The sequence below is a fragment of the Corallococcus sp. AS-1-12 genome, assembly GCF_020036995.1.
Lineage (GTDB): Bacteria > Myxococcota > Myxococcia > Myxococcales > Myxococcaceae > Corallococcus.
In genome coordinates this window covers 150,528-168,877 of record NZ_JAIQDD010000002.1, presented here as the reverse complement: position 1 = coordinate 168,877, position 18,350 = coordinate 150,528, and the positions used below count along the sequence as shown (strand labels likewise).

Annotated in this window: 17 protein-coding genes; 9 read left to right on the top strand and 8 right to left on the bottom strand. The window is 72.4% G+C overall.

What is annotated here, in order from left to right:
• The first annotated feature begins 57 nt into the window (after window positions 1-57).
• A complete protein-coding gene (locus tag K8556_RS03065) occupies window positions 58-936 on the top strand; it encodes a patatin-like phospholipase family protein (protein ID WP_223738505.1) in 879 nt (292 codons plus the stop codon).
• Window positions 937-1,066: 130 nt separating this feature from the next.
• On the top strand, window positions 1,067-2,668 hold the full coding sequence (locus K8556_RS03060) for a S8 family peptidase (protein ID WP_223738504.1): 1,602 nt from the start codon (window positions 1,067-1,069) through the stop codon (window positions 2,666-2,668).
• 88 nt (window positions 2,669-2,756) lie between these two features.
• Here the strand turns inward: K8556_RS03060 and K8556_RS03055 are convergent, their stop codons facing one another.
• The 3 genes from K8556_RS03055 to K8556_RS03045 form a co-directional block, all read right to left on the bottom strand.
• Window positions 2,757-3,200 carry a CoA-binding protein gene (locus K8556_RS03055; protein WP_223738503.1) on the bottom strand — a complete coding sequence of 148 codons (444 nt, stop codon included), beginning with the start codon at window positions 3,198-3,200 and terminating at the stop codon, window positions 2,757-2,759.
• Window positions 3,197-4,102, bottom strand: a complete 906-nt coding sequence (locus tag K8556_RS03050) for a hypothetical protein (protein WP_223738502.1) — start codon at window positions 4,100-4,102, stop codon at window positions 3,197-3,199. Before K8556_RS03050 ends, K8556_RS03055 begins: the two co-directional genes overlap by 4 nt.
• A gap of 84 nt (window positions 4,103-4,186) precedes the next feature.
• On the bottom strand, window positions 4,187-4,504 hold the full coding sequence (locus K8556_RS03045; protein WP_120551507.1) for a DUF2795 domain-containing protein: 318 nt from the start codon (window positions 4,502-4,504) through the stop codon (window positions 4,187-4,189).
• Between the two features lie 204 nt (window positions 4,505-4,708).
• Between K8556_RS03045 and K8556_RS03040 the strand changes: the two genes are divergently transcribed.
• The 4 genes from K8556_RS03040 (at window position 4,709) to K8556_RS03025 (ending at window position 8,107) form a co-directional block, all read left to right on the top strand.
• On the top strand, window positions 4,709-6,304 hold the full coding sequence (locus K8556_RS03040; RefSeq protein WP_223738501.1) for a YiiX/YebB-like N1pC/P60 family cysteine hydrolase: 1,596 nt from the start codon (window positions 4,709-4,711) through the stop codon (window positions 6,302-6,304).
• 17 nt (window positions 6,305-6,321) lie between these two features.
• The gene (locus K8556_RS03035) at window positions 6,322-6,597 is read left to right on the top strand and encodes a hypothetical protein (RefSeq protein WP_223738500.1); all 276 of its coding nucleotides are present in this window, start codon (window positions 6,322-6,324) and stop codon (window positions 6,595-6,597) included.
• An 85-nt stretch (window positions 6,598-6,682) separates the two neighbouring features.
• Window positions 6,683-7,507: a SirB1 family protein gene (locus K8556_RS03030; protein ID WP_223738817.1), complete on the top strand. Its 825-nt coding sequence runs from the start codon at window positions 6,683-6,685 to the stop codon at window positions 7,505-7,507.
• A gap of 21 nt (window positions 7,508-7,528) precedes the next feature.
• The gene (locus tag K8556_RS03025; RefSeq protein ID WP_223738499.1) at window positions 7,529-8,107 is read left to right on the top strand and encodes an NUDIX hydrolase; all 579 of its coding nucleotides are present in this window, start codon (window positions 7,529-7,531) and stop codon (window positions 8,105-8,107) included.
• Here the strand turns inward: K8556_RS03025 and moaC are convergent.
• Genes moaC through trxB form a run of 3 tightly spaced genes read right to left on the bottom strand, consistent with a single transcriptional unit; the run spans window position 8,104 to window position 10,752 of the window.
• On the bottom strand, window positions 8,104-8,544 hold the full coding sequence (gene moaC, locus K8556_RS03020) for a cyclic pyranopterin monophosphate synthase MoaC (protein WP_370639881.1): 441 nt from the start codon (window positions 8,542-8,544) through the stop codon (window positions 8,104-8,106). The two genes, K8556_RS03025 and moaC, sit on opposite strands and share 4 nt — an antisense overlap.
• Window positions 8,541-9,728: a PLP-dependent aspartate aminotransferase family protein gene (locus tag K8556_RS03015; protein ID WP_223738498.1), complete on the bottom strand. Its 1,188-nt coding sequence runs from the start codon at window positions 9,726-9,728 to the stop codon at window positions 8,541-8,543. The genes moaC and K8556_RS03015 overlap by 4 nt, the downstream gene beginning before the upstream one ends.
• A 40-nt stretch (window positions 9,729-9,768) precedes the next feature.
• Entirely contained in the window at window positions 9,769-10,752 is a 984-nt protein-coding gene (trxB, locus tag K8556_RS03010) for a thioredoxin-disulfide reductase (protein WP_255651339.1), read from the bottom strand.
• Window positions 10,753-11,097: 345 nt separating this feature from the next.
• On the opposite strand from trxB, the gene radC reads away from it, so the two are divergent.
• The 3 genes from radC to K8556_RS02995 are packed head-to-tail and all read left to right on the top strand — an operon-like array spanning window position 11,098 to window position 14,226.
• Window positions 11,098-11,859 carry a DNA repair protein RadC gene (radC, locus tag K8556_RS03005; RefSeq protein WP_223738496.1) on the top strand — a complete coding sequence of 254 codons (762 nt, stop codon included), beginning with the start codon at window positions 11,098-11,100 and terminating at the stop codon, window positions 11,857-11,859.
• Window positions 11,859-12,119: a DUF3006 domain-containing protein gene (locus K8556_RS03000; RefSeq protein WP_223738815.1), complete on the top strand. Its 261-nt coding sequence runs from the start codon at window positions 11,859-11,861 to the stop codon at window positions 12,117-12,119. The genes radC and K8556_RS03000 overlap by 1 nt, the downstream gene beginning before the upstream one ends.
• Window positions 12,120-12,171: 52 nt before the next feature.
• Window positions 12,172-14,226, top strand: a complete 2,055-nt coding sequence (locus K8556_RS02995) for an ATP-dependent DNA helicase RecQ (RefSeq protein WP_223738495.1) — start codon at window positions 12,172-12,174, stop codon at window positions 14,224-14,226.
• On the opposite strand, the gene K8556_RS02990 is transcribed toward K8556_RS02995, so the two are convergent.
• The gene (locus tag K8556_RS02990) at window positions 14,223-14,570 is read right to left on the bottom strand and encodes a hypothetical protein (RefSeq protein WP_223738814.1); all 348 of its coding nucleotides are present in this window, start codon (window positions 14,568-14,570) and stop codon (window positions 14,223-14,225) included. The two genes, K8556_RS02995 and K8556_RS02990, sit on opposite strands and share 4 nt — an antisense overlap.
• A 52-nt stretch (window positions 14,571-14,622) precedes the next feature.
• The gene (locus K8556_RS02980; RefSeq protein WP_304503926.1) at window positions 14,623-18,258 is read right to left on the bottom strand and encodes a tetratricopeptide repeat protein; all 3,636 of its coding nucleotides are present in this window, start codon (window positions 18,256-18,258) and stop codon (window positions 14,623-14,625) included.
• Window positions 18,259-18,350 lie beyond the last annotated feature (92 nt).

Sequence of the window (18,350 nt, the reverse complement as noted above, 5' to 3'; positions counted from 1 at the left end):
TGGCCCCGGCAACGCATTGCGTTGCCTTGGAACGCACCCATCCCGTAAAAATCCGAAATGGCTCCCTCCTCCACGTTGCACTCCCTGCTCGAAGGCAAGCGGTTCGGGCTGGTCCTCTCCGCGGGCTACTTCGGGTTCTACGGCCATGCGGGTTTCCTGAAGGGGCTGCACGCCAGCGGCCTGAAGCCCCACGCCTACGCGGGCACGTCCGCGGGCGGGATGGTGGCGGCGTACGCGGCGGCGGGCATGCCCATGCCGGCGCTGGAGGAGCTGGTGCTGCGCCAGACGCGGGCCAACTTCTGGGACCCGGACCCCCTTGGCGCGATGCTGAACGTGGCGTCCCAGGGGCACGGCTTCACGGGCCTGCTCAAGGGCGAGCGCTTCCGGCGCCTGCTGGAGTCCACGCTGCCGGTGTCCACCTTCGAGGACCTGCCGCACCCGCTGCTGCTCACCGTCGCCAACCTCACCCAGGGCACGCACCAGGCGTTCACCACCGGGGAGCTGGCCCCGCGCGTCCACGCCACCTGCGCGTACCCGGGCCTCTTCCGCGCGGTGCCGCTGGACGGACAGCTCTTCTGGGACGGCGGGCTGGTGGACAAGGCGCCCGCGCTGGCCCTCCAGGAGAGCGCCATCGGCAAGGACCTGGACGCCATCCTCGTGCACTACCTGCCCAGCCGCACGCGCAAGGTGGTGGGCGGCCCCATGGCCTATCCGCAGGGCCTGGCCGCCGGGTCCGCCGCGCTCCGGCGCGACCACTTCCGGCTCCAGCTCACCGTGCTCCAGACGCGCGACGTGCCCGTCTACGTCGTCGTCTCCAACCTGCCCCCGGTGACGCCCGCCACGCTGGAGCGCGGCTTCGACGCGTTGGACCAGGCCCGGCTGTCCGCGGAGCGCGCCCTGGCCCGGCCCCCCGTCCCCTTCGAGCAGAGCACCTGAGCGCCTTCGCACGCCCACCCGGTTCAATGAGGCGCGAATAAACCATCAGGATAGAAATAGCAGAATAGCCAGATTTGAATGACAGACCGGCGTGGCATGGTGGGGATGTTGTCCATCCCGGAGGAAGTCCATGCTGAAGTCGACGCTGTCCCCGCTCCGCCTGCGTAGCGCGGTCATGGCTGTGTCCCTGCTGGCGTTGGCCCCCGCTGCTGGCGCCGCGCCCTCGCTGGCGCCGCGCGCGCTCCTGGCGAAGCCCACGGGGCGCGAGCTGCCCGCGGGGACGTTCGTGGAGCGGCTGGTGGTGAAGTTCCACGAGGGCAGCCACGTGCGCCTGCGCGACAACGCGCTGCGCGCCCTGTCCTCCGAGCGCAGCGCCGGCGAGCGCGAGCTGTTGGCCGGCCTGCGCCTGGACGCCGCGCGCGTGGACGCGGACCTGGCGGAGGTGGTGGCGCTGTTGGACCGCGCGCCGCGCATCGGGGCGCTGGAGCGGGTGTTCCAGGCGGAGGAGGCCACGCTGGACGCGAGCAAGGCGTCCGGTGAGCGCGCGAGCGGCGAGCAGTTGGCGGACCTGAACCTGTACTTCGAAGTTCCGCTGCTGCCCGGCACCACCGCGGACACCGTGGCGGACCTGGTGGCGGCGCTCAACCGCGTTGGCAGCGTGGAGACGGCCTACGCGGCGCCGCCCCCGGAGCCGGCGATGGTGAACTTCGCCATGGAGGCGGGGCTGCGCGCGCTCCTGTCCGCGGCGGACCTGCCGCCCACCACGCCCCTGTACCAGGCGAACCAGGGCTACCTCAACGCGGCGCCCTCCGGCATCAACGCGACGTACGCGTGGACGGTGACGGGCGGCCGGGGCACCAACGTGAAGTTCGTGGACATCGAGGGAGGCTGGCGCACCACGCACGAGGACTTCCCCACGTTCTTCCGCGTGGGCGGCACGCAGTACAACGACCTGGGCTGGCGCAACCACGGCACCGCGGTGCTGGGTGAAATCGTGGGCGCGTCCAACGGCTACGGCGTGACGGGCATCGCCAACGCGGCGACGCCGGGCGTGGAGGCCATTGGCGCGCAGAGCACCGCGAGCGCCATCACCAACGCGGCGGCGGCGGTGGGCACGGGCGGCGTCGTCCTCATCGAGCTGCACGCGGGCGGCCCCAGCGACGGCACGGCCTGCACGTGCAACACGTCCCAGTGCAACTACATCGCGATGGAGTACTGGCAGGACAACTACGACGCCATCCGCAACGCCACCGCCAACGGCGTCATCATCGTGGAGGCGGCGGGCAACGGCAGCGCGAACCTGGACGCGGCCGCGTACGGCGGCCGGTTCAACCCGGCCACGCGTGACTCGGGCGCCATCCTGGTGGGCGCCAGCACCGCCACCACGCGCGTGCCCATGTGCTGGACCAACTTCGGCCAGCGCGTGAACGTGCACGGCTGGGGCGAGTCCGTCGTCACCACCGGCTACGGCGACCGCTTCGGCAGCGGGTACGGCGAGGACCAGTACTACACGTCCACCTTCAGCGGCACCTCCAGCGCGTCGCCCATCATCGTGGGCGCCGCCGTCAGCGCCCAGGGCGTGGCGCGCGCCAACGGCCGGCTGCTGACGTCCGTGCAGATGCGCGGCCTGCTGCGCAACAACGGCACGGCGCAGGCTTCGGACACGCGGCAGATTGGCCCCCTGCCGGACCTGGCGAAGGCCCTGCCCAAGGTCATCTCCGGCAACTACTGAGCTTGAAGCAGGCCGCCGCCCTCCACGCGCGGCCTCGCGGCCCTCCGTGCCCTTGCCGGGCGCGGAGGGCCGTGGTTCTTCCAGGCCGTCAGCGCCCGCTGTAGCGGCGGTGGTCCACCATCAGGCAGCGGTCCTGCACCACGCGGATGCCGGCGGCGGCCAGCCTCTTCGCCGCGTCGTCGTTGCGGATGCCGGACTGGAACCACACCGCCTTGGGCTTCTTGGCGATGATGTCGTCCACGTGCTGGTCGATGTCGCCGGGCCTGCGGAACACGTCCACCAGGTCGATGTCACCCGGGATGTCCACCAGCCGCCGGTACACCGGCTTGCCAAGAATCACCTTCGCGTCCGGGTAGTAGACGGGCACCGGCACCACGTCCACGCCCGCCTTCGCCAGGTACTCCGGCACGTAGTACGCGGGCTGGGCGGAGTGGTCCTCCGTCTTGATGCCCAGCACCGCCACGCGCCGGGCCTCCTGCACCACGTGCTTCACACCCGCTTCGGTCTCGATGAGGTACTCGTCGTGGCTCATGGCCCTTCCTCCTGGAGCGCTTCCGCCTGGGACTCGGTGGTGAGCGTCAGCGTGCCGCCCGCCCCCACCGCCTTCACCTTCAGCAGGCGGCGCACCGGGATGAACCGGGCCCACGTCACCACCTGCTCGCCTTCACACGTCACGCCCTTGGAGAGCTCGGGCGAGCCGGCCTCCGCCCACGCGGCCTTCAGCTCCGCCGGGGCGTGGGCGGGCAGCGCGTCCAGGCACCTCAGCGTCAGCACCACCGCGTCGCCGAACGACGTGAGCCGCGTGCCCTGCACCGTGCGCTCCAGCAGATAGGCGCGCTCCTCGCCGTCCACGTCCACGGAGTCCACCGCCCAGGTGCGCTGCCCTTCCACCAGGTTGCGCTGGAGCAGCCCCGCGTACTTCGCCTCCCACTCGCGGCGCGTGCGGATCTCCAGCGCCTCCGGGCTGAAGAAGCGCTCCACCTCCGGAAGGCCGGTGCCCTCGGGCGCCACCTGCCGCAGCGCCTCCCGCGCGGCCTCCGGGCCCACCAGCTTCACGAAGGTGCCGTCCGCCGCCAACTGCATGCGCAGCGTGAAGCGCTCCAGCACGGCGCCGGACAGGGACGGCACGTCGTGCCCGTCATGCGCCTGGCGCGGGGTGCGCACGGCCTGGGCCACGCGCCAGCCGCCGTCGGACGGGGTGAAGCGGGTCTCGGTGGTGAAGGCCGCCTCGTCGCGCACCTCCGGCCGGCCCTCGCGCTGGAGGGTGCGGGTGGCGCGCACGGATTCGGTGAGGAGGCGGTCCACGGGGGGCTTGAAGTCCAGACGCACCGGCGGCGGCAGCCCCGGCGCGGGGTTGAGCGGCGGATACCGGGAGGTGCACCCGGCGGCGGCCAGCGACAGCAGCAGACAGCTCCACGAAAGGCCCGTACGCATGCGCTCGCGAACGCTGGCAGAAAGCCAGGGCGCCCGCGAGCGTCTTGCAACGTCCTTGCGTGGAGTGTCCGCGCGCAGGCGACACTAGGGGTGGCGCGTCTCGCCCTCGGAGGCACCCTCGATGCGGTCGCGCCCGATGTTGCGCCGGTCGCGGTCCACGCCATCGTCGTCCTTCAGGCCGTTCATCGCGAAGCGGCGCTCGGCCTCCGCCAGGTCGCGCAGCACGTGCTCGCGCAGCATGTACTCCGTCTGTGGCAGGGACTTGAGGATGTTGATGATGTCGACCGGGGCCTCGTTGTCCGCGGCGGCCTCGACGAGTTCCTCGCGCGTCGCCGGGTACTCCACCCCATCCAGGTGCGGGGTGATGGAGCGCGAGGGATCCTCCGCCTTTCCGTAAGCCATCGTGTCTTCCACCTTTCTTGCGCCCGGAGCTTCCAGTGCCCGGGCGGCCATCCATGCCTCAACCTGGGGATGGCGCCCGCTCCGGGCCACCCTGTCGCCCGCCACCTCCCAAGACGCCGGGCAGGCAGGGGACCGGCCGTCTTGCCCGCGTCCGCTTCGGGGTAGAGTCCTCCCGCGCCAACGCCCGCCGGAGTGTCCTCCCTGATGTCCGCAGCCTCCCTGCTCGCCGCCTGGCTCACGTTCGCCAGCCCCCCCGCCGAAGCGCCGCCCCCCGCTCCCGCCGCCGAGCAGGCGCCGCGCGACGTCTACGCGCTGGACGACGCCGCCTTCGTCGCCCAGGCCCGCCGGGACCTGGAGGCGCTGCGCCAGGGGACGGAGGGGCTGCACCGGCTCAAGGAGGAGGCCTTCCGCTCCAGGGCGCTGTACCAGCGCGGCAAGGACGTGCCGTACACCCCGGACGAGAAGCAGCTCCTGGTGTCCACCTGGGCCGCCTTCTTCGACTGCTTCGTCTCCACGGAGGTGGTGCGCCAGCGCTACTGGGACTTCCTCAAGGTGCCCGCCCTCACCCAGCCGAGGAAGCACGCCTGGGGCTTCCTGCTCACCCACGCCGCGCTCGCGTCGGAGCTGGCGCAGGGGATGGCCTTCGCGGACCTCACCGGGGGACAGGACCAGGTGAAGGTGCTGCTGGACGAGCCCGGCCCCGAGTACGGCCTGCCCGCGCGCGCCTTCAGCCGCTTCAAGGAGAAGGTCGTCCACGTGGGCACCAGCACGCAGCTCTTCACGGGCGACGGCTACCGCGCCACGCTGCACCCGGTGCTGGCGAAGTCCGGCGTGCTGACCGAGCCCGGCGTCCCCGCGCTCTTCCAGGCCATGCGGCGGGACAGCCAGGCGGCCCGCGCGCGCCTGTTGAAGCGCGGCCCGGTGCTCTTCGCCAAGGCCGCGGCGGACCTCACCCAGGACACCACCGCCCGCGCGGTGTTCCCGGTGCAGAAGACGGTGGCGGAGTGGATGGGCGACACGCGCGTGCACCGCTCCGGCAGGCCGCTCATCTCCCGGGAGCAGGTGCTGGCGCTGTTGCCGCGCATGGCCCCGGGCGACGTGATGGTCGCGCGGCAGAACTGGTTCCTGTCCAACATCGGGCTGCCGGGCTTCTGGCCGCACGCGGAGCTGTACGTGGGCACCGCCCGGGAGCTCTCCCTGGCGTTCGACGCGGACCCGGGGGTGAAGGCCTGGGTGGCCACCCTGCCCGGCCGCCCGGAGACGTTCACCGCCCACCTGGCGAAGGCCTTCCCCGCCAAGTGGGCCGAGTACACCGGCAAGGACGCGCACGGGGACCCGCTGCGCATCATCGAGTCCATCAGCGAGGGAGTGAGCTTCACCGGCGTGGAGCACGGCATGCACGTGGACTACCTGGGCGTGCTGCGGCCCCGGCTGTCACCGGTGGACAAGGCCCGCGCCATCCTGCGCGCCTTCACCTTCCAGGGCCGGCCGTACGACTTCAACTTCGACTTCTTCTCCGACCAGTCGCTGGTGTGCACGGAGCTGGTGTGGAAGTCCTACGCCCCGTCGAAGGACATGAAGGGCCTGGACATCCCCCTGGTGAGCGTGGCGGGGCGCAGGACGCTGCCGGCGAACGAAATCGTGCGCGTGTTCGACGCCGAGTACGGCCAGCCCGGCCGGCAGTTCGACTTCGTCGCCTTCCTGGACGGGCGGGAGGGCCCGGGGGACGCCGTCGAAGCGAACGCCGAGTCCTTTCGTTACACGTACCGGCGGATGAAGTGGGACATCGCCCAAGAGTGATGCAAGAGGCACACACCATGACGGAAGAGACGGCGAACGAGCTGCTGGCCCTGGCCTCCCCCCTCTACGAGCGGATGATTGCCCAGCAGCAGGCGAAGGTGCTCAAGCTGGCGCGCGAGGCGGTGCCCAACATCGGGCCGGAGGAGCTGCGCAACCCGCACGACTTCCCGGAGCTGAAGGAGCACCCGACCTTCGAGTTCGAGGACGGCATCCTGGCGGGGCTGATTTCAGCCCAGATGGCCCTGCGCGCGGAAATCAAGGGCCGGCTGCCTCCGGCACCTCCGGGCACCTGATGCTCGGCTGCCTGCTTTTGCCGTGAGGAGCCTCCGTGGGTTACTGGTGCGCACCGTGAGCTTTCCCTCTGGTTTCGGCCCTCCGCTGGCGCGTGAGCGGCTGGTGTCTTCCCTGGCCGCGGATCCACCGCGGCTGGACCTGGCGGCCCTGGCCATCGCGACGTTGGGCCATGAGGACCTGGATGCGCCGGCGTGCCTCAGGACGCTGGACGCGCTCGCCGCGCGGGTGCAGGTGGAGGCGGAGCGCCTGCGCGACAAGGGCGAGGCCCTGGCCCCCTTGCGCGCCCTGCGCCACGTGCTCGCGGACATCGAGGGCTTCCGGGGCAACGAGGACGACTACCACTCCCCGGACAACAGCTTCCTGGACCGGGTGCTGGAGCGGAAGGTGGGGCTGCCCATCACGCTGTCGGTGCTCTACCTGGAGGTGGCGCGCCGCGCGGGCATCCCGCTGTACGGCGTCCCCTTCCCCGGCCACTTCCTGGTGGCGTGCGACGCGGGCGACCACAAGCTGGTGATGGACCCCTTCCACCACGGCGACATCCTCACGGAGCACGGCTGCGAGGAGCTGCTCAAGCGCGTGGCGCCGCAGCTCAAGTTCGACCGGGCCATGCTCGCGCCCGCGCCGGTGGAGCTCATCGCGTACCGCATGCTGTCCAACCTGCGCCGCGTGTACCTGGGGCGCGACGACAGCCAGCAGGGGCTGGCGGTGGTGGACCTGCTGCTGCTCCTGGCCCCGGACCACCCCGGAGAGCTGCGCACCCGCGCGTCGCTGCTCACCACGCTGGGCGCCTTCCGCGCGGCGCTCAAGGACGTGGAGCGCTGCCTGGAGCTGTCCCCGGACGCGCCGGACCGCGAGCGCCTGGAGATGTCCGCCCGCGAGCTGCGCGAGCGCGCCGAGCTGCTCAACTGAAAGCAAAGGAAACCCGCCCGCATGCCTTCCGCGCCCGAGTCGCCCAAGTCCCAAGTGAAGCCCTGGCCGCGCCTGCGCCGGGGGCTGGAGCACGACTTCACGGTGGTGAAGGTGCGCGAGGACGTGGTGATGGATCCGCGCACGAACCTGGAGCACCCCCGCGTGCACATCGACTGCGCGGACTGGGTGAACGTCATCGCGGTGACGAAGCAGGACGAGCTGGTGATGGTGCGCCAGTTCCGCTGCGGCATCGAGGCGGCGACGCTGGAGGCCCCCGGCGGCGTCATCGACCCGGGCGAGGACCCGGCCGTGGCCGCCGCGCGCGAGCTGGAGGAGGAGACGGGCTACCGCGCCGGCCGGCTGGAGGCGCTGGGCGTCGTGCACCCCAACCCGGCCTTCCAGACCAACCGCTGCCACACGTACCTGGCGCTGGACTGCGAGCGCGTGAGCGACGGGGACCCGGATGACGGCGAGGACATCGCCGTGGAGCTGCACCCGCGCGCGGACCTGCCCCGGCTCATCCTGGAGGGCCACATCACGCACTCGCTGGTGGTGGTGGCCTTCTTCCTGGAGCGGCTGCGCGCGGAAGCGAAGCGCTAGGCGGGCTCGCGCTCCCAGGTGCCGGAGCGCCCGCCGGACTTGTGGTCCAACCGCACCGCTTCGATGACCATCCCGCGGTCCACGCTCTTGCACATGTCATAGACGGTGAGCGCCGCCGCGCACGCGGCCGTGAGCGCCTCCATCTCCACGCCCGTGCGGTCCACCGTCTTCACCCGCACGCGGACCTCCAGCCCCTCGTCCACGGGCGTGAGCGTCACGTCCACGCCCGCGAGCGCGATGGGGTGGCACAGGGGTACGAAGTCCGGGGTGCGCTTGGCGGCCATGATGCCCGCGAGCCGCGCCGCCGCGAGCACGTCCCCCTTCTCCACCTGCCCCGCGAGGATGCGCTCCCGCGTCGCGGGCAGCATGCGCAGGCGCGCGGTGGCCACCGCCACGCGGTCCGTCTTCGGCTTGTCGCCGACGTCCACCATCTTCACCGGCCGGCCCCCTTCGCCACCGCGGCGAGCAGGTCGTCCGCCACGTCGTCCGGATCCTCCAGCCCCACGGACACGCGGATGAGGCTGTCGCGGATGCCCGCGTGGGCGCGCTCCTCGGGCGTCATCCGGCGGGCGCTGGCGCTGGCCGCGTGCATCACCAGCGTGCCCACGTCCCCCAGGGACGGGCCGGGCTTCGCCACGCGAAGCGCCTCCAGGAACCGGTCCCCCTCCTTCTGCCCCGCGCCCTTGATTTCGAACGCCACCATGGGCCCGAAGCCGCCCTCCAGCACCCGCGCCGCCACCGCGTGGTCCGGGTGGGAGGAGAGGCCGGGGTAGATGACCCGCTCCAGGAGCGGCGAGTCCGCAAGCCGCTTCGCCACGTGGGCGGCGTGCTCGTTGTGGGCCTTCATGCGGACGGGCAGCGTGCGCAGGCCGCGCAGCGTGAGCCACGCCTCGAAGGGGCCCAGCACGTCCCCGGACAGGATGCGCGCCGAGCGCAGCGGGTCGATGCGCGCCCTGGAACCACTCACCGTGCCGCCCAGCGCGTCGCTGTGGCCGTTGAGCCACTTGCTGGTGGACTGCACCGCGTAGTCCGCGCCCAGCTCCAGCGCGCGCTGGCCGAAGGGCGACGGGAACGTCGCGTCCACCGCGAACACCGCCCCCGCGTCCTTGCAGGCCTGCGCGAGCGCGCGGATGTCCGGCACGCGCAGGAGCGGGTTGGAGATGCTCTCCGCCAGCACCAGGCGCGGGCGCCACTCGCGGATGCGCGCGGGCGCGTCCGGGGACGTCACGTCCAGGGGCTTGAGCTCCACGCCCCAGCGGGCGCACAGGTTCTTGTAGAGCGCCCGCGTGACGCCGTAGCCGTCCGTGGGCATCACCAGCACGTCTCCGGCCTTCCACGGCTGCGCGTCGAACAGCGAGCGCAGCGCGGCCATGCCGCTGGCGTAGGCGACGCAGGCCTCCGCGCCCTCCAGCGCCGCCACCGCCTCCTCCAGCAGCGCGGCGTTGGGCGCGCTGATGCGGGCGTAGGCGTAGTCCTTTCCGTCCAGCGCATCGGACAGGTCGTCGCTGCTGTCGAACCAGTTCACCGCCGCCGGGAAGATGGGCGGCATGACGGGCACGGCCTTGCTCCCGGTGAGCCGGGAGCCCGCGTGCACCGCCACCGTCTTCTGCTTCGTCTTCATGCGCGTGTCGTCTCGCTCGGGACGGAAAGGGAGGAGGGGGCTACTCGCCGTGCTCGATGAGCCAGCGCTCCGCGTCGATGGCGGCCATGCAGCCGGTGCCCGCTGCGGTGATGGCCTGGCGGTAGTAGCTGTCCTGCACGTCGCCGCAGGCGAAGACGCCCTCGATGTTGGTGCGCGTGCTGCCCGGGATCGTCTTCAGGTAGCCGCTCTGGTGCGTCTCCAGGATGCCCTGGAACAGCTCCGTGTTCGGCGTGTGGCCAATGGCCACGAACAGGCCGTGCGCGTTCACCAGCTTGCTGTCGCCCGTCTTGACGTTGCGCACCACGGCGCCCGTCATCCCCTTTCCGTCGCCCACCACCTCTTCCACCGCGGAGTCCCACATGAAGGAGATCTTCGGGTTGTTGAGCGCGCGCTCCTGCATCACCTTGGACGCGCGCAGCGAGTCGCGGCGGTGGATGAGCGTGACGTGGTTGACGATCTTCGCCAGGTACGTGGCCTCTTCCATGGCCGTGTCGCCGCCGCCCACCACCAGCACGTCCTGCTTCTTGAAGAAGGCGCCGTCACAGGTGGCGCACGCGGACACGCCGCGGTTCTTGTAGGTGTCCTCGCCCTTGACGCCCAGCCACTTGGCCGTGGCGCCCGTGGAGATGATGACCGTCTCCGAGCGCACCTGCATGCCGCTCTCGCTCTCCAGCAGGAAGGGCCGCTGGGAGAAGTCCACCTTGGTGACGTTCTCCATGTGGATGACGGTGCCGAAGCGCTCCGCCTGCTTCTGGAAGCGCTCCATCAGCTCCGGGCCGGTGATGGCCTCCGGGAAGCCGGGGTAGTTCTCCACGTCGGTGGTGACCATGAGCTGGCCGCCCGGGACGCGCTGCGGGTGCTCCAGGGTGGGGCCGCCCGCGAACACCACGGGCTCCAGGTTGGCGCGCGCCGCGTAGATGGCGGCGGTGTAGCCCGCCGGTCCCGAGCCGATGATGGTGACCTTCTGGATCTTGTCCTGCGACACGGCGCCTCCTGCGCTCATACGTTGACGGGCCGGGACGGTAACAGACGCCGCCGTCCTGGCCATGATACGAACCTGGACCCCATGGATGCCGCTGGCCTCAAGAAGGTTGCGCTCTTCGAGGGATTGACCCAGGGCCAGCTCGCCAGGGCCGCCCGGAGCGCCTGGCCCCGGCCCCGCTTCTAGCTGGCGGCCCTGCCGCTTCTTGGCTCCTCGCACGCCAGGAGTGCGAGTGGAGCACCGCTGTCCGTCCCGCCACCGGGCCTCTTCACGCGCCGCTGGACGGGCCCCGCCCGCATCCCCCGGAGTGGCCGCTGAAGGGCACGTGCCTTGCTCAAGCCCGTGCGTCGCGTGGACGGAGGCGGGATGGAACAAGGTGGAGAGGCGTGGGCGGAGCCGGGCGAAGGGGAAGCCACGGGTGGCAGGTCGGTGAGGGCGAGAGGCGCGGGACTGGGGGATGCGCGCGAGCGCCTCTTCCGGCTGGGCGCGGAGGCCCTCACCGACCTGGAGTTGTTGGGGCTCCTGTGGACGGAGGGGCTGGGGGACGCGGCGGACGGCGTGGCGAAGGGCGGGCTCAAGGCGCTGGTGCAGGAGGATCCGCGCGTCCTGTGCGCGCGGCGGGGCGTGGGGCCGGCCCGCACGTCCCGGCTGCTGGCGGCGCTGGAGCTGGGGCGGCGCGCGCAGCGCTCCCCGGAGAAGCGGCCCCGGCTGCGAAACCCGAAGGAGGTGCACGCGTACCTGGCGCCCACGCTGGGCGCGCTCCGGCGCGAGGTGTTCCACGTGCTGTGCTTCAACCCGCGCAACGTGCTGGTGCATGACGCCCGGGTGGCGGAGGGGACGCTGAGCGCGTGCCCGGTGGACCCGCGGGAGGTGTTCGCGGCGGTGCTCGCCTCGCGGGCCACGGCCATCGTGTTCGCGCACAACCACCCTTCCGGAGACCCGGAGCCCAGCGTCCAGGACGTGGGGCTGACGGAGCACCTGGCGCGGGGCGCGGGCATCCTGGGGGTGAAGCTGCTGGACCACGTCGTCGTGGGGGACGGCGCGTTCGTGTCCATGCTGGAGCGGGGCATCCTGCCGGACAGCGAGCGGGAGGGGCGGCGCAAGTGCGTGTCGGGCGGGGACTGGTGATGGTGGCGTGCGTGCTGCTGGGGCTGGAGGAAGGCCCCCTCCGGGTGGAGGTGCTGGAGGAGACGCGGGCCCAGGTGGTGCGGACCGACGCCGGGCAGGCGTGCAAGGTGGAGCGCTGGCGGCTGCCACCGGGCGTGCGCGAGGGGGACTTCGTCGTGGACGGCCGCCTGGACCCGGAGCGGACGGAGGCGCTGCGGCGGGAGGTGGCGTTGAAACGCGCCGCGCTGGCGGTTCCCCTTCCTCCGGGGCTCGAGCTGTGACGCGGGGCGCGCCGGCAACCCAGAGGGGATTGGCGTTGACGGCCCATCCAGGATGATGAACATGCGCGCGATGACGGAGTCCCTGCCCTTCCTCGAAGATGCCCAGCAGGGACTGGTGCGGCACTTCGGCCTGTCGGAGTTCCGCCCCGGCCAGGCGCCCGTCATCAGCTCCGTCCTCAGCGGCCGCAACACCGTGGTGGTGATGCCCACGGGCGCGGGCAAGAGCCTGTGCTACCAGCTCCCGGCATTGCTGTTGCCGGGCATCACGCTGGTGGTGTCGCCGCTCATCGCGCTGATGAAGGACCAGGTGGAGCAGCTCACCGCGAAGGGCATCGCGGCCACGTACATCAACTCGTCCCTGTCCGACGTGGAGCGGGCGGAGCGCCTGCGCAAGCTGCGCGCCCGCGAATACAAGCTGCTCTACGTGGCGCCGGAGCGCTTCCGCAGCGCAAGCTTCCTGGAGCTGGTGGCGGGGCTGGGCGTGGAGCTGTTCGCCGTGGACGAGGCGCACTGCATCTCCCAGTGGGGCCACGACTTCCGGCCGGACTACGCGCTTCTGGGACAGGTGCGCAAGCGGCTGCGGCCCCCGCGCACGGTGGCGCTCACCGCCACGGCGACGCCGGAGGTGCGCGAGGACATCGTCCGGGTGCTGCTGATGAAGGACCCGGCGGTGTTCGCGCAGGGGTTCGACCGGCCCAACCTCTTCCTGGACGTGGTGAACGTCAGCGGGGACGAGGAGCGCCGGGACGCGTGCGCGAGCCTGGCGGCGAAGGGCGGCAGCGGCATCATCTACTGCTCCACGCGCAAGGCGGCGGAAGGGATGCACTCCGCGCTCGTCACGCGCAAGGTGAAGGCGGTGCTGTACCACGCGGGCATGGAGGACGACGCCCGCCGCCGCGCGCAGGACGACTTCATGTCCGCGAAGGAGGCGGTGGCGGTGGCCACCAACGCCTTCGGGATGGGCATCGACAAGCCGGACATCCGCTTCGTCGCGCACGCCAACATCCCCCGCGCCGTGGAGGCGTACTATCAGGAGATTGGCCGCGCGGGCCGCGACGGCAACCCCGCCACGGCGGTGCTCCTGTTCAACCACGCGGACGTGTACACGCAGGAGCGCCTCATCGAAGGCAGCCACCCCTCCGAGTCCGTGCTGTCGGACATCTGGGCGCAGCTCCAGGCCGTGGAGGAGTTCGACCGGGGCGTGCACGCGCTCGCGGGCATGGTGGGCGCCAGCGAGTTCGAGGTCTCCGCCGCCCTCAAGATCTTCGAGCGCGAGGGCAAGCTGGAGCGCGGCGGCCGGGGCGAGGGCGAGTACGGCATCACCCTGACGGACAAGGCCGCCAGCGCGCAGCCGCACGCGGCGGAGTCCCAGCGGCTCCTGCGCTCACTGCTGGAGACCTTCCCCGTGGGGCGGCAGGCCACCACGGAGCTGCCCATCCTCGCGCGGCGCACGGGGCTGACGGAGGACGACGTCCGGCACGCGCTGGGCCTGCTGGAGAAGTCCGGCGTGGTGCGGGTGCGCCGGCCGTTCGCGGGGCGCTCCATCCGCGCGCTGGAGCGCGTGCCGTTCCGGGAGCTGTCGGTGGACCTGTCCCAGGTGCGCGAGCAGGAGCGGCTCAACCGGCTGATGCTCAAGCGGATGGCGGACTACGCGTACACGCCGAAGTGCCGGCGCGCGTTCATCCTGCGCTACTTCGGGCAGGCGGACGCGGCGGCGGTGTGCGGCAAGTGCGACCGGTGCGCGGGCAGCATGATGCCCAAGCCGTCCGGCTCCGCCTCGCGTTCCCTGCCGGCCGCGGCCGGGGCGCCGGTGATGGCGTTCAGCGAGCTGGCGTCCACGGAGCTGCGCCGCTGGCGCAAGGACCTGGCGAAGGACCTGGGCATCGCGCCCTTCATCATCTTCAACGACGCGACGCTCCTGGGGCTGGCCGCCGCGCTGCCGGTGGACCGGGAGTCCTTCCTCGCGGTGAAGGGCACCGGGGAGAGCCGCTGGGAGCGCTTCGGCCCCAAGGTGGTGGACATCTGCCTGATGGCGCGCGCGGCGGGCCATGAGCCGCAGGCTTCGCCCGTGGCCCCGCGCATCCGCAAGGCGAAGTCGCGCCGTTAGCCGTTGCCGCCGGGCGGAGGGCCCTCACCGCCGCGGGTGGCGCGCAGCAGCGCCCACCGCAGCACGGCCATGAGGGCGCCCACCACCAGGGCGAGCAGGAAGATGACCGCCACGGTGACGAGGCCGAAGACGAAGCGCACGCCCAGGTCGGTGATGCGGCCGGTGAAGTACGCCTCGCGCAGCGGCTCCATGGCGCGCACCAGCTCCAGCGCCCGCGCCGGCAGCGAGTCGAGCGCCATGGAGAGGCGCTCGAAGAAGGGCGCGTGGTACCGCCGCCGGATGGACTCCACGACGATGCCCGTCAGCAGGTAGAGCACCGACAGCAGGAAGGCGTTGCCCCACATGACCTTCAGCAGGGGGGAGGACGGGGGCCGCGGGTCGCTCACGTCGACCACGCTAGCGCGACGCCCGGCGCTTGAGGAGCGGAAGGGCCTTCTTCACCCGGTTCGCCTCCGGCGCCCCCCCGGCGAGCTTCAGGAAGGCCTCGTAGGCCTCCACCGCCCGGGGCAGCTCCGAGGACTCGCGCACCAGCACGTCCGCCAGCGCCAGGTGCGCCAGGCCGTCCGTGGGCTCCAGCTCCACGGCCTTGGCCAGCGCCTCGCGCGCGGGGGCCTCCTGGCGCTGCTTGAAGGCCACCAGGCCCAGGGCCAGGTACGCACGCCCGTTGTAGGGGGCGAGCCGCACGGCCTCGTCCGCCGCCGCGCGGGCCTCCTTCACGGCCCCGGCGCCCAGCAGCACCCGCGCCAGCGTCACCTGGGCGAAGGCCTTGTCCCAGACGGTGGGCGCCTTGTCGGCCAGGTCCTGCAGCGTGCGCGCCGCGCCACGGCCACCGCCCGGCAGTTGCGTGTATAGCTCGCCCACGCGGCCGCACGTCGCGTCCGGCCCTTCCCGCCGCGCCGCCGCGAAGGCCGCGTCCGCGCTCTCCACCTGCCCCTGGCGCAGGAACGCCTGGGCGATTTCGCAGAAGGTGTCCGGGTCCTTGGAGTCCAGCTTGTTGGCGCGCTCCAGCGCGGAGAAGCCGCCCTTCGCGTCGCCGTTGGCGAACAGGAGCGCCGCGCGCAGCCGCTGCCCCTCCGCGTCGTCCGGCGCCAGCTTCACCGCCCGGCCGGACGCCCCTTCCGCCTCCTTGCGGCGGCCGGACTGGAACAGCGCCAGCGCGAAGCCCTTCTGCGCGGCGGCGCTGCCCGGGTTGTCCAACTGCCACGCCTCGAACTGCTTCAGCGCCTCCGGCGTGCGGCCCAGCGCCAGGAGCGTGCGGCCCAGGGCGTCGCGGGCCTCGCCGTGCGAGCCGTTGCGCTCCACCGCCTGCGTCAGCGGCTTGAGCGCCATGTCCGGCAGGCCGCGAGACAGGAGCAGCCGCCCCAGCGAGCACGCGCCCTCGTAGTCGCGCGGGTCCTTCATCGCCTCGTCGAACTGGGCCTGCGCCTTGTCGAGCGCGCGCTCGCGCCAGTACACCTGCCCCAGCGCCACGCGCAGGTCCGTGCGGGGCTTCTTGGCCACGGCCTTCTCCAGCACGTCGCGCGCCTGGGCGGCGTTGCCCTCGTGCGCGTCCGCCAGCGCGAGCCACGCGACGGCCTCCGGCGGATAGCGGTCGTTCACGCGCGTCTTGCCCAGCTCCGCGCGGGCGCGCTTCCAGTCCCCGAGCCGCGCGTACGCCGCGCCCCGCACCAGCGACACCTTGCGGCCCCCGTCGGCCTCCAGCCGCAGCAGGGCGTCCTTCTCCCGGTCGCGGTCCAGCAGCGTGCGCCCCAGGCCCTCCTTCGCGGCCTCGCTCTTGGGCTGCAGCGTCAGCGCGGCCTCGTAGGCCTGCTGCGCGGCCTCCAGCTTGCCCGCCGCGCGGCCCGCGGCCCCGAGCGCCAACTGGAAGTCCATGGCCAGCGGCCCCTGCGTGCCCTTGGACAGCAGGGGGCGCGCCTCGTCGTACCTGCCCAGCGCGGACAGGATTTCGCCGTGCACCAGTTGCTGACGGGGCTGGAGCGCGGGGGGCAGCTTCGGGTCCTGCGCGAGCGGCGCCACGTCCGCCAGCGCCGCGTCCAGGTCCTGCTCCAGCGCGAGCCGGCTCTCCGCCATCCCGATGCGGGCGGCGGGGTGCTCCTTGGAGACGTCGCGCGCGCGCTTGAACATCTCCAGCGCCTGCGCGAAGTCCTCGGAGGCGAGGTAGTAGTGGCCCAGCGCCACCAGCGCGCGGACGTTGCCCGGCGACGCCTTGAGCGCGCGGTCGAAGCGGTCCAGGGCCTTCTTCTCGTCCTTCGCGGCGATGAGCAGGCTGCCCGCGAGCGCGTGCACCTCCGTCACGTCGTCCTGCGAGGCGAGCAGCGCGCGGTTCGCGGCCTCGCGGGCCCGGTCGTCGGCGACGAGCGCGTTGGTGGCCAGCACCAGGCCGTTGAAGCCGTCCTTCACGCCCGGCTTCTCCAGCGCCTCCAGCGCGAGCCGGCGGTCCTCCGCGTTGGCGCCGTGGTCCAGGTAGCGCAGCGCGTGCGCGTAGCCCGCGAGCGCCCAGGCGGCGGGGCTCGCCTCGTCCATGTCACGAGCGCGGTCGAGCTGCCGGAGCGCTTCGTCCAGCGACGCGCCCGTGTCCTGCGCCACGGCGCGCTTCGCGAGCTCCAGCGTCTCCGACAGCGTCTGGCCGCCCTGGCGGGAGCGGTAGAGGATGAAGAAGCCCGCGCTCGCGCCCAGGAAGATGAGGGCCACGAAGAGCGCCACGGTCTTCGCGCCATAGCGCTCCAGGAGGGACTGCTTCGCCCGCTCCTTGGCGATCTTCTCGTGCATCTCGCGCTCGTACTTCGCCGCGAGCGCCTCCGTGTCCTTCGCGTTCGCCGCCGCCTTGTTGCGGGCCGCGGCCGCCGCCAGCTCCGTCGCGTCCGGGATGTCGTCCAGCAGCGAGCGCTTGCCACCCGAAGCCGAAGCGACCGGAGCCTGCGTCACCGGCGCGGCCGGGCGGGCCCGCACCGCCTCCGGAGGCGGAAGGTCCCCGAGCAGTCCCCCGCCCTGCGACGCGGAGGGTTCATCCGAGGGAGGAGCGTCTGGAAGATCCGCCAGCATCCCGGACCCGCGCTTGCGGCTGGTGGCCCCCGGATCCGCCGCTTGCACGGAAGCGGGAGGAACCTCCGAACCCTGCTCCGGATCCGACGGCGCGGCGGCCACCGGATCCGCGGGGGCGTCCGTACCGGACTCCTGGCCCGAGGCCGAAGCTCCTTCGCTCGCCGGATCCGCGCCCTCGCCCGACGCCGCACGCCCCCGGCCCGAACCCGGCTCCTGCCCTGGATCCGACGGGCTACCGGACGCAGCATCCATCGGATTCGCGCCATCCCGTGGCGCACCGAGTTCCTGCTCACCCGCCTCCACGGGGCCCCGCGCGTCCTCCGGCACCGGCGTCCCGATGGGAGCCGTGGGCCCGCCATGCGCCTCGACGGAGGCGACCCTGGAGGCCGCCTGCGCGTCCGTTCCACCCGCCGGCGTCTCCGTCCGGGCAGCGCGGCGCGGCTCCAGTCCCGCCGCCGCGGCGGCACGCGCCTCGAACGCGGACGGAGCGGCTTCCGGCCCCGGCGGCTCCGGCGCGTCCTCCTCCGGCGCGGCCGCGGGGGTCGCCAGGACGCCCAGGTCCTCGAAGATGGGGGCCGGTCCACCGGACAGCGCCTGCTGGGCCTGATCCAACCACTGCTTCACGCGCCCGTTGTTGGGCTGCAGCGCCACGGCCTTGCGAAGAATCGGCAGCGCGGAGCGGTACAGCCCGCGCTGCAGGAGCACGTCGCCAATGAGGTTGTAGGCGTACGGGTTGTCCCGCTCGATGGCGATGGCCTGGTCGAACTGCTCCATCGCCTCCGCGGGCCGCCCCAACTGGATGAGCGCCTTGCCCCACAGCACCCGCCCCACGATGGACGTGGGGTGGTGGGAGATGCCCTCCGTGCACACCTCGATGGTGCGCTGCGCGTCTCCCTTCTCCAGCAACGCCTTCGCCAGCTCCACGAAGACGGAAGAGGTCGGGTCCTGCCGGAGGAGCTGCTCGTAACGCTCCACCATCGACTTGGCCATGTTGAGTCGCGACTCCGGTGCGCTAAGCGGGGGAGCGCGGACCATACCACTGCCCTCGTCCGTTCCGCCCAGCGGCTGCTAGCGTCGCGGCC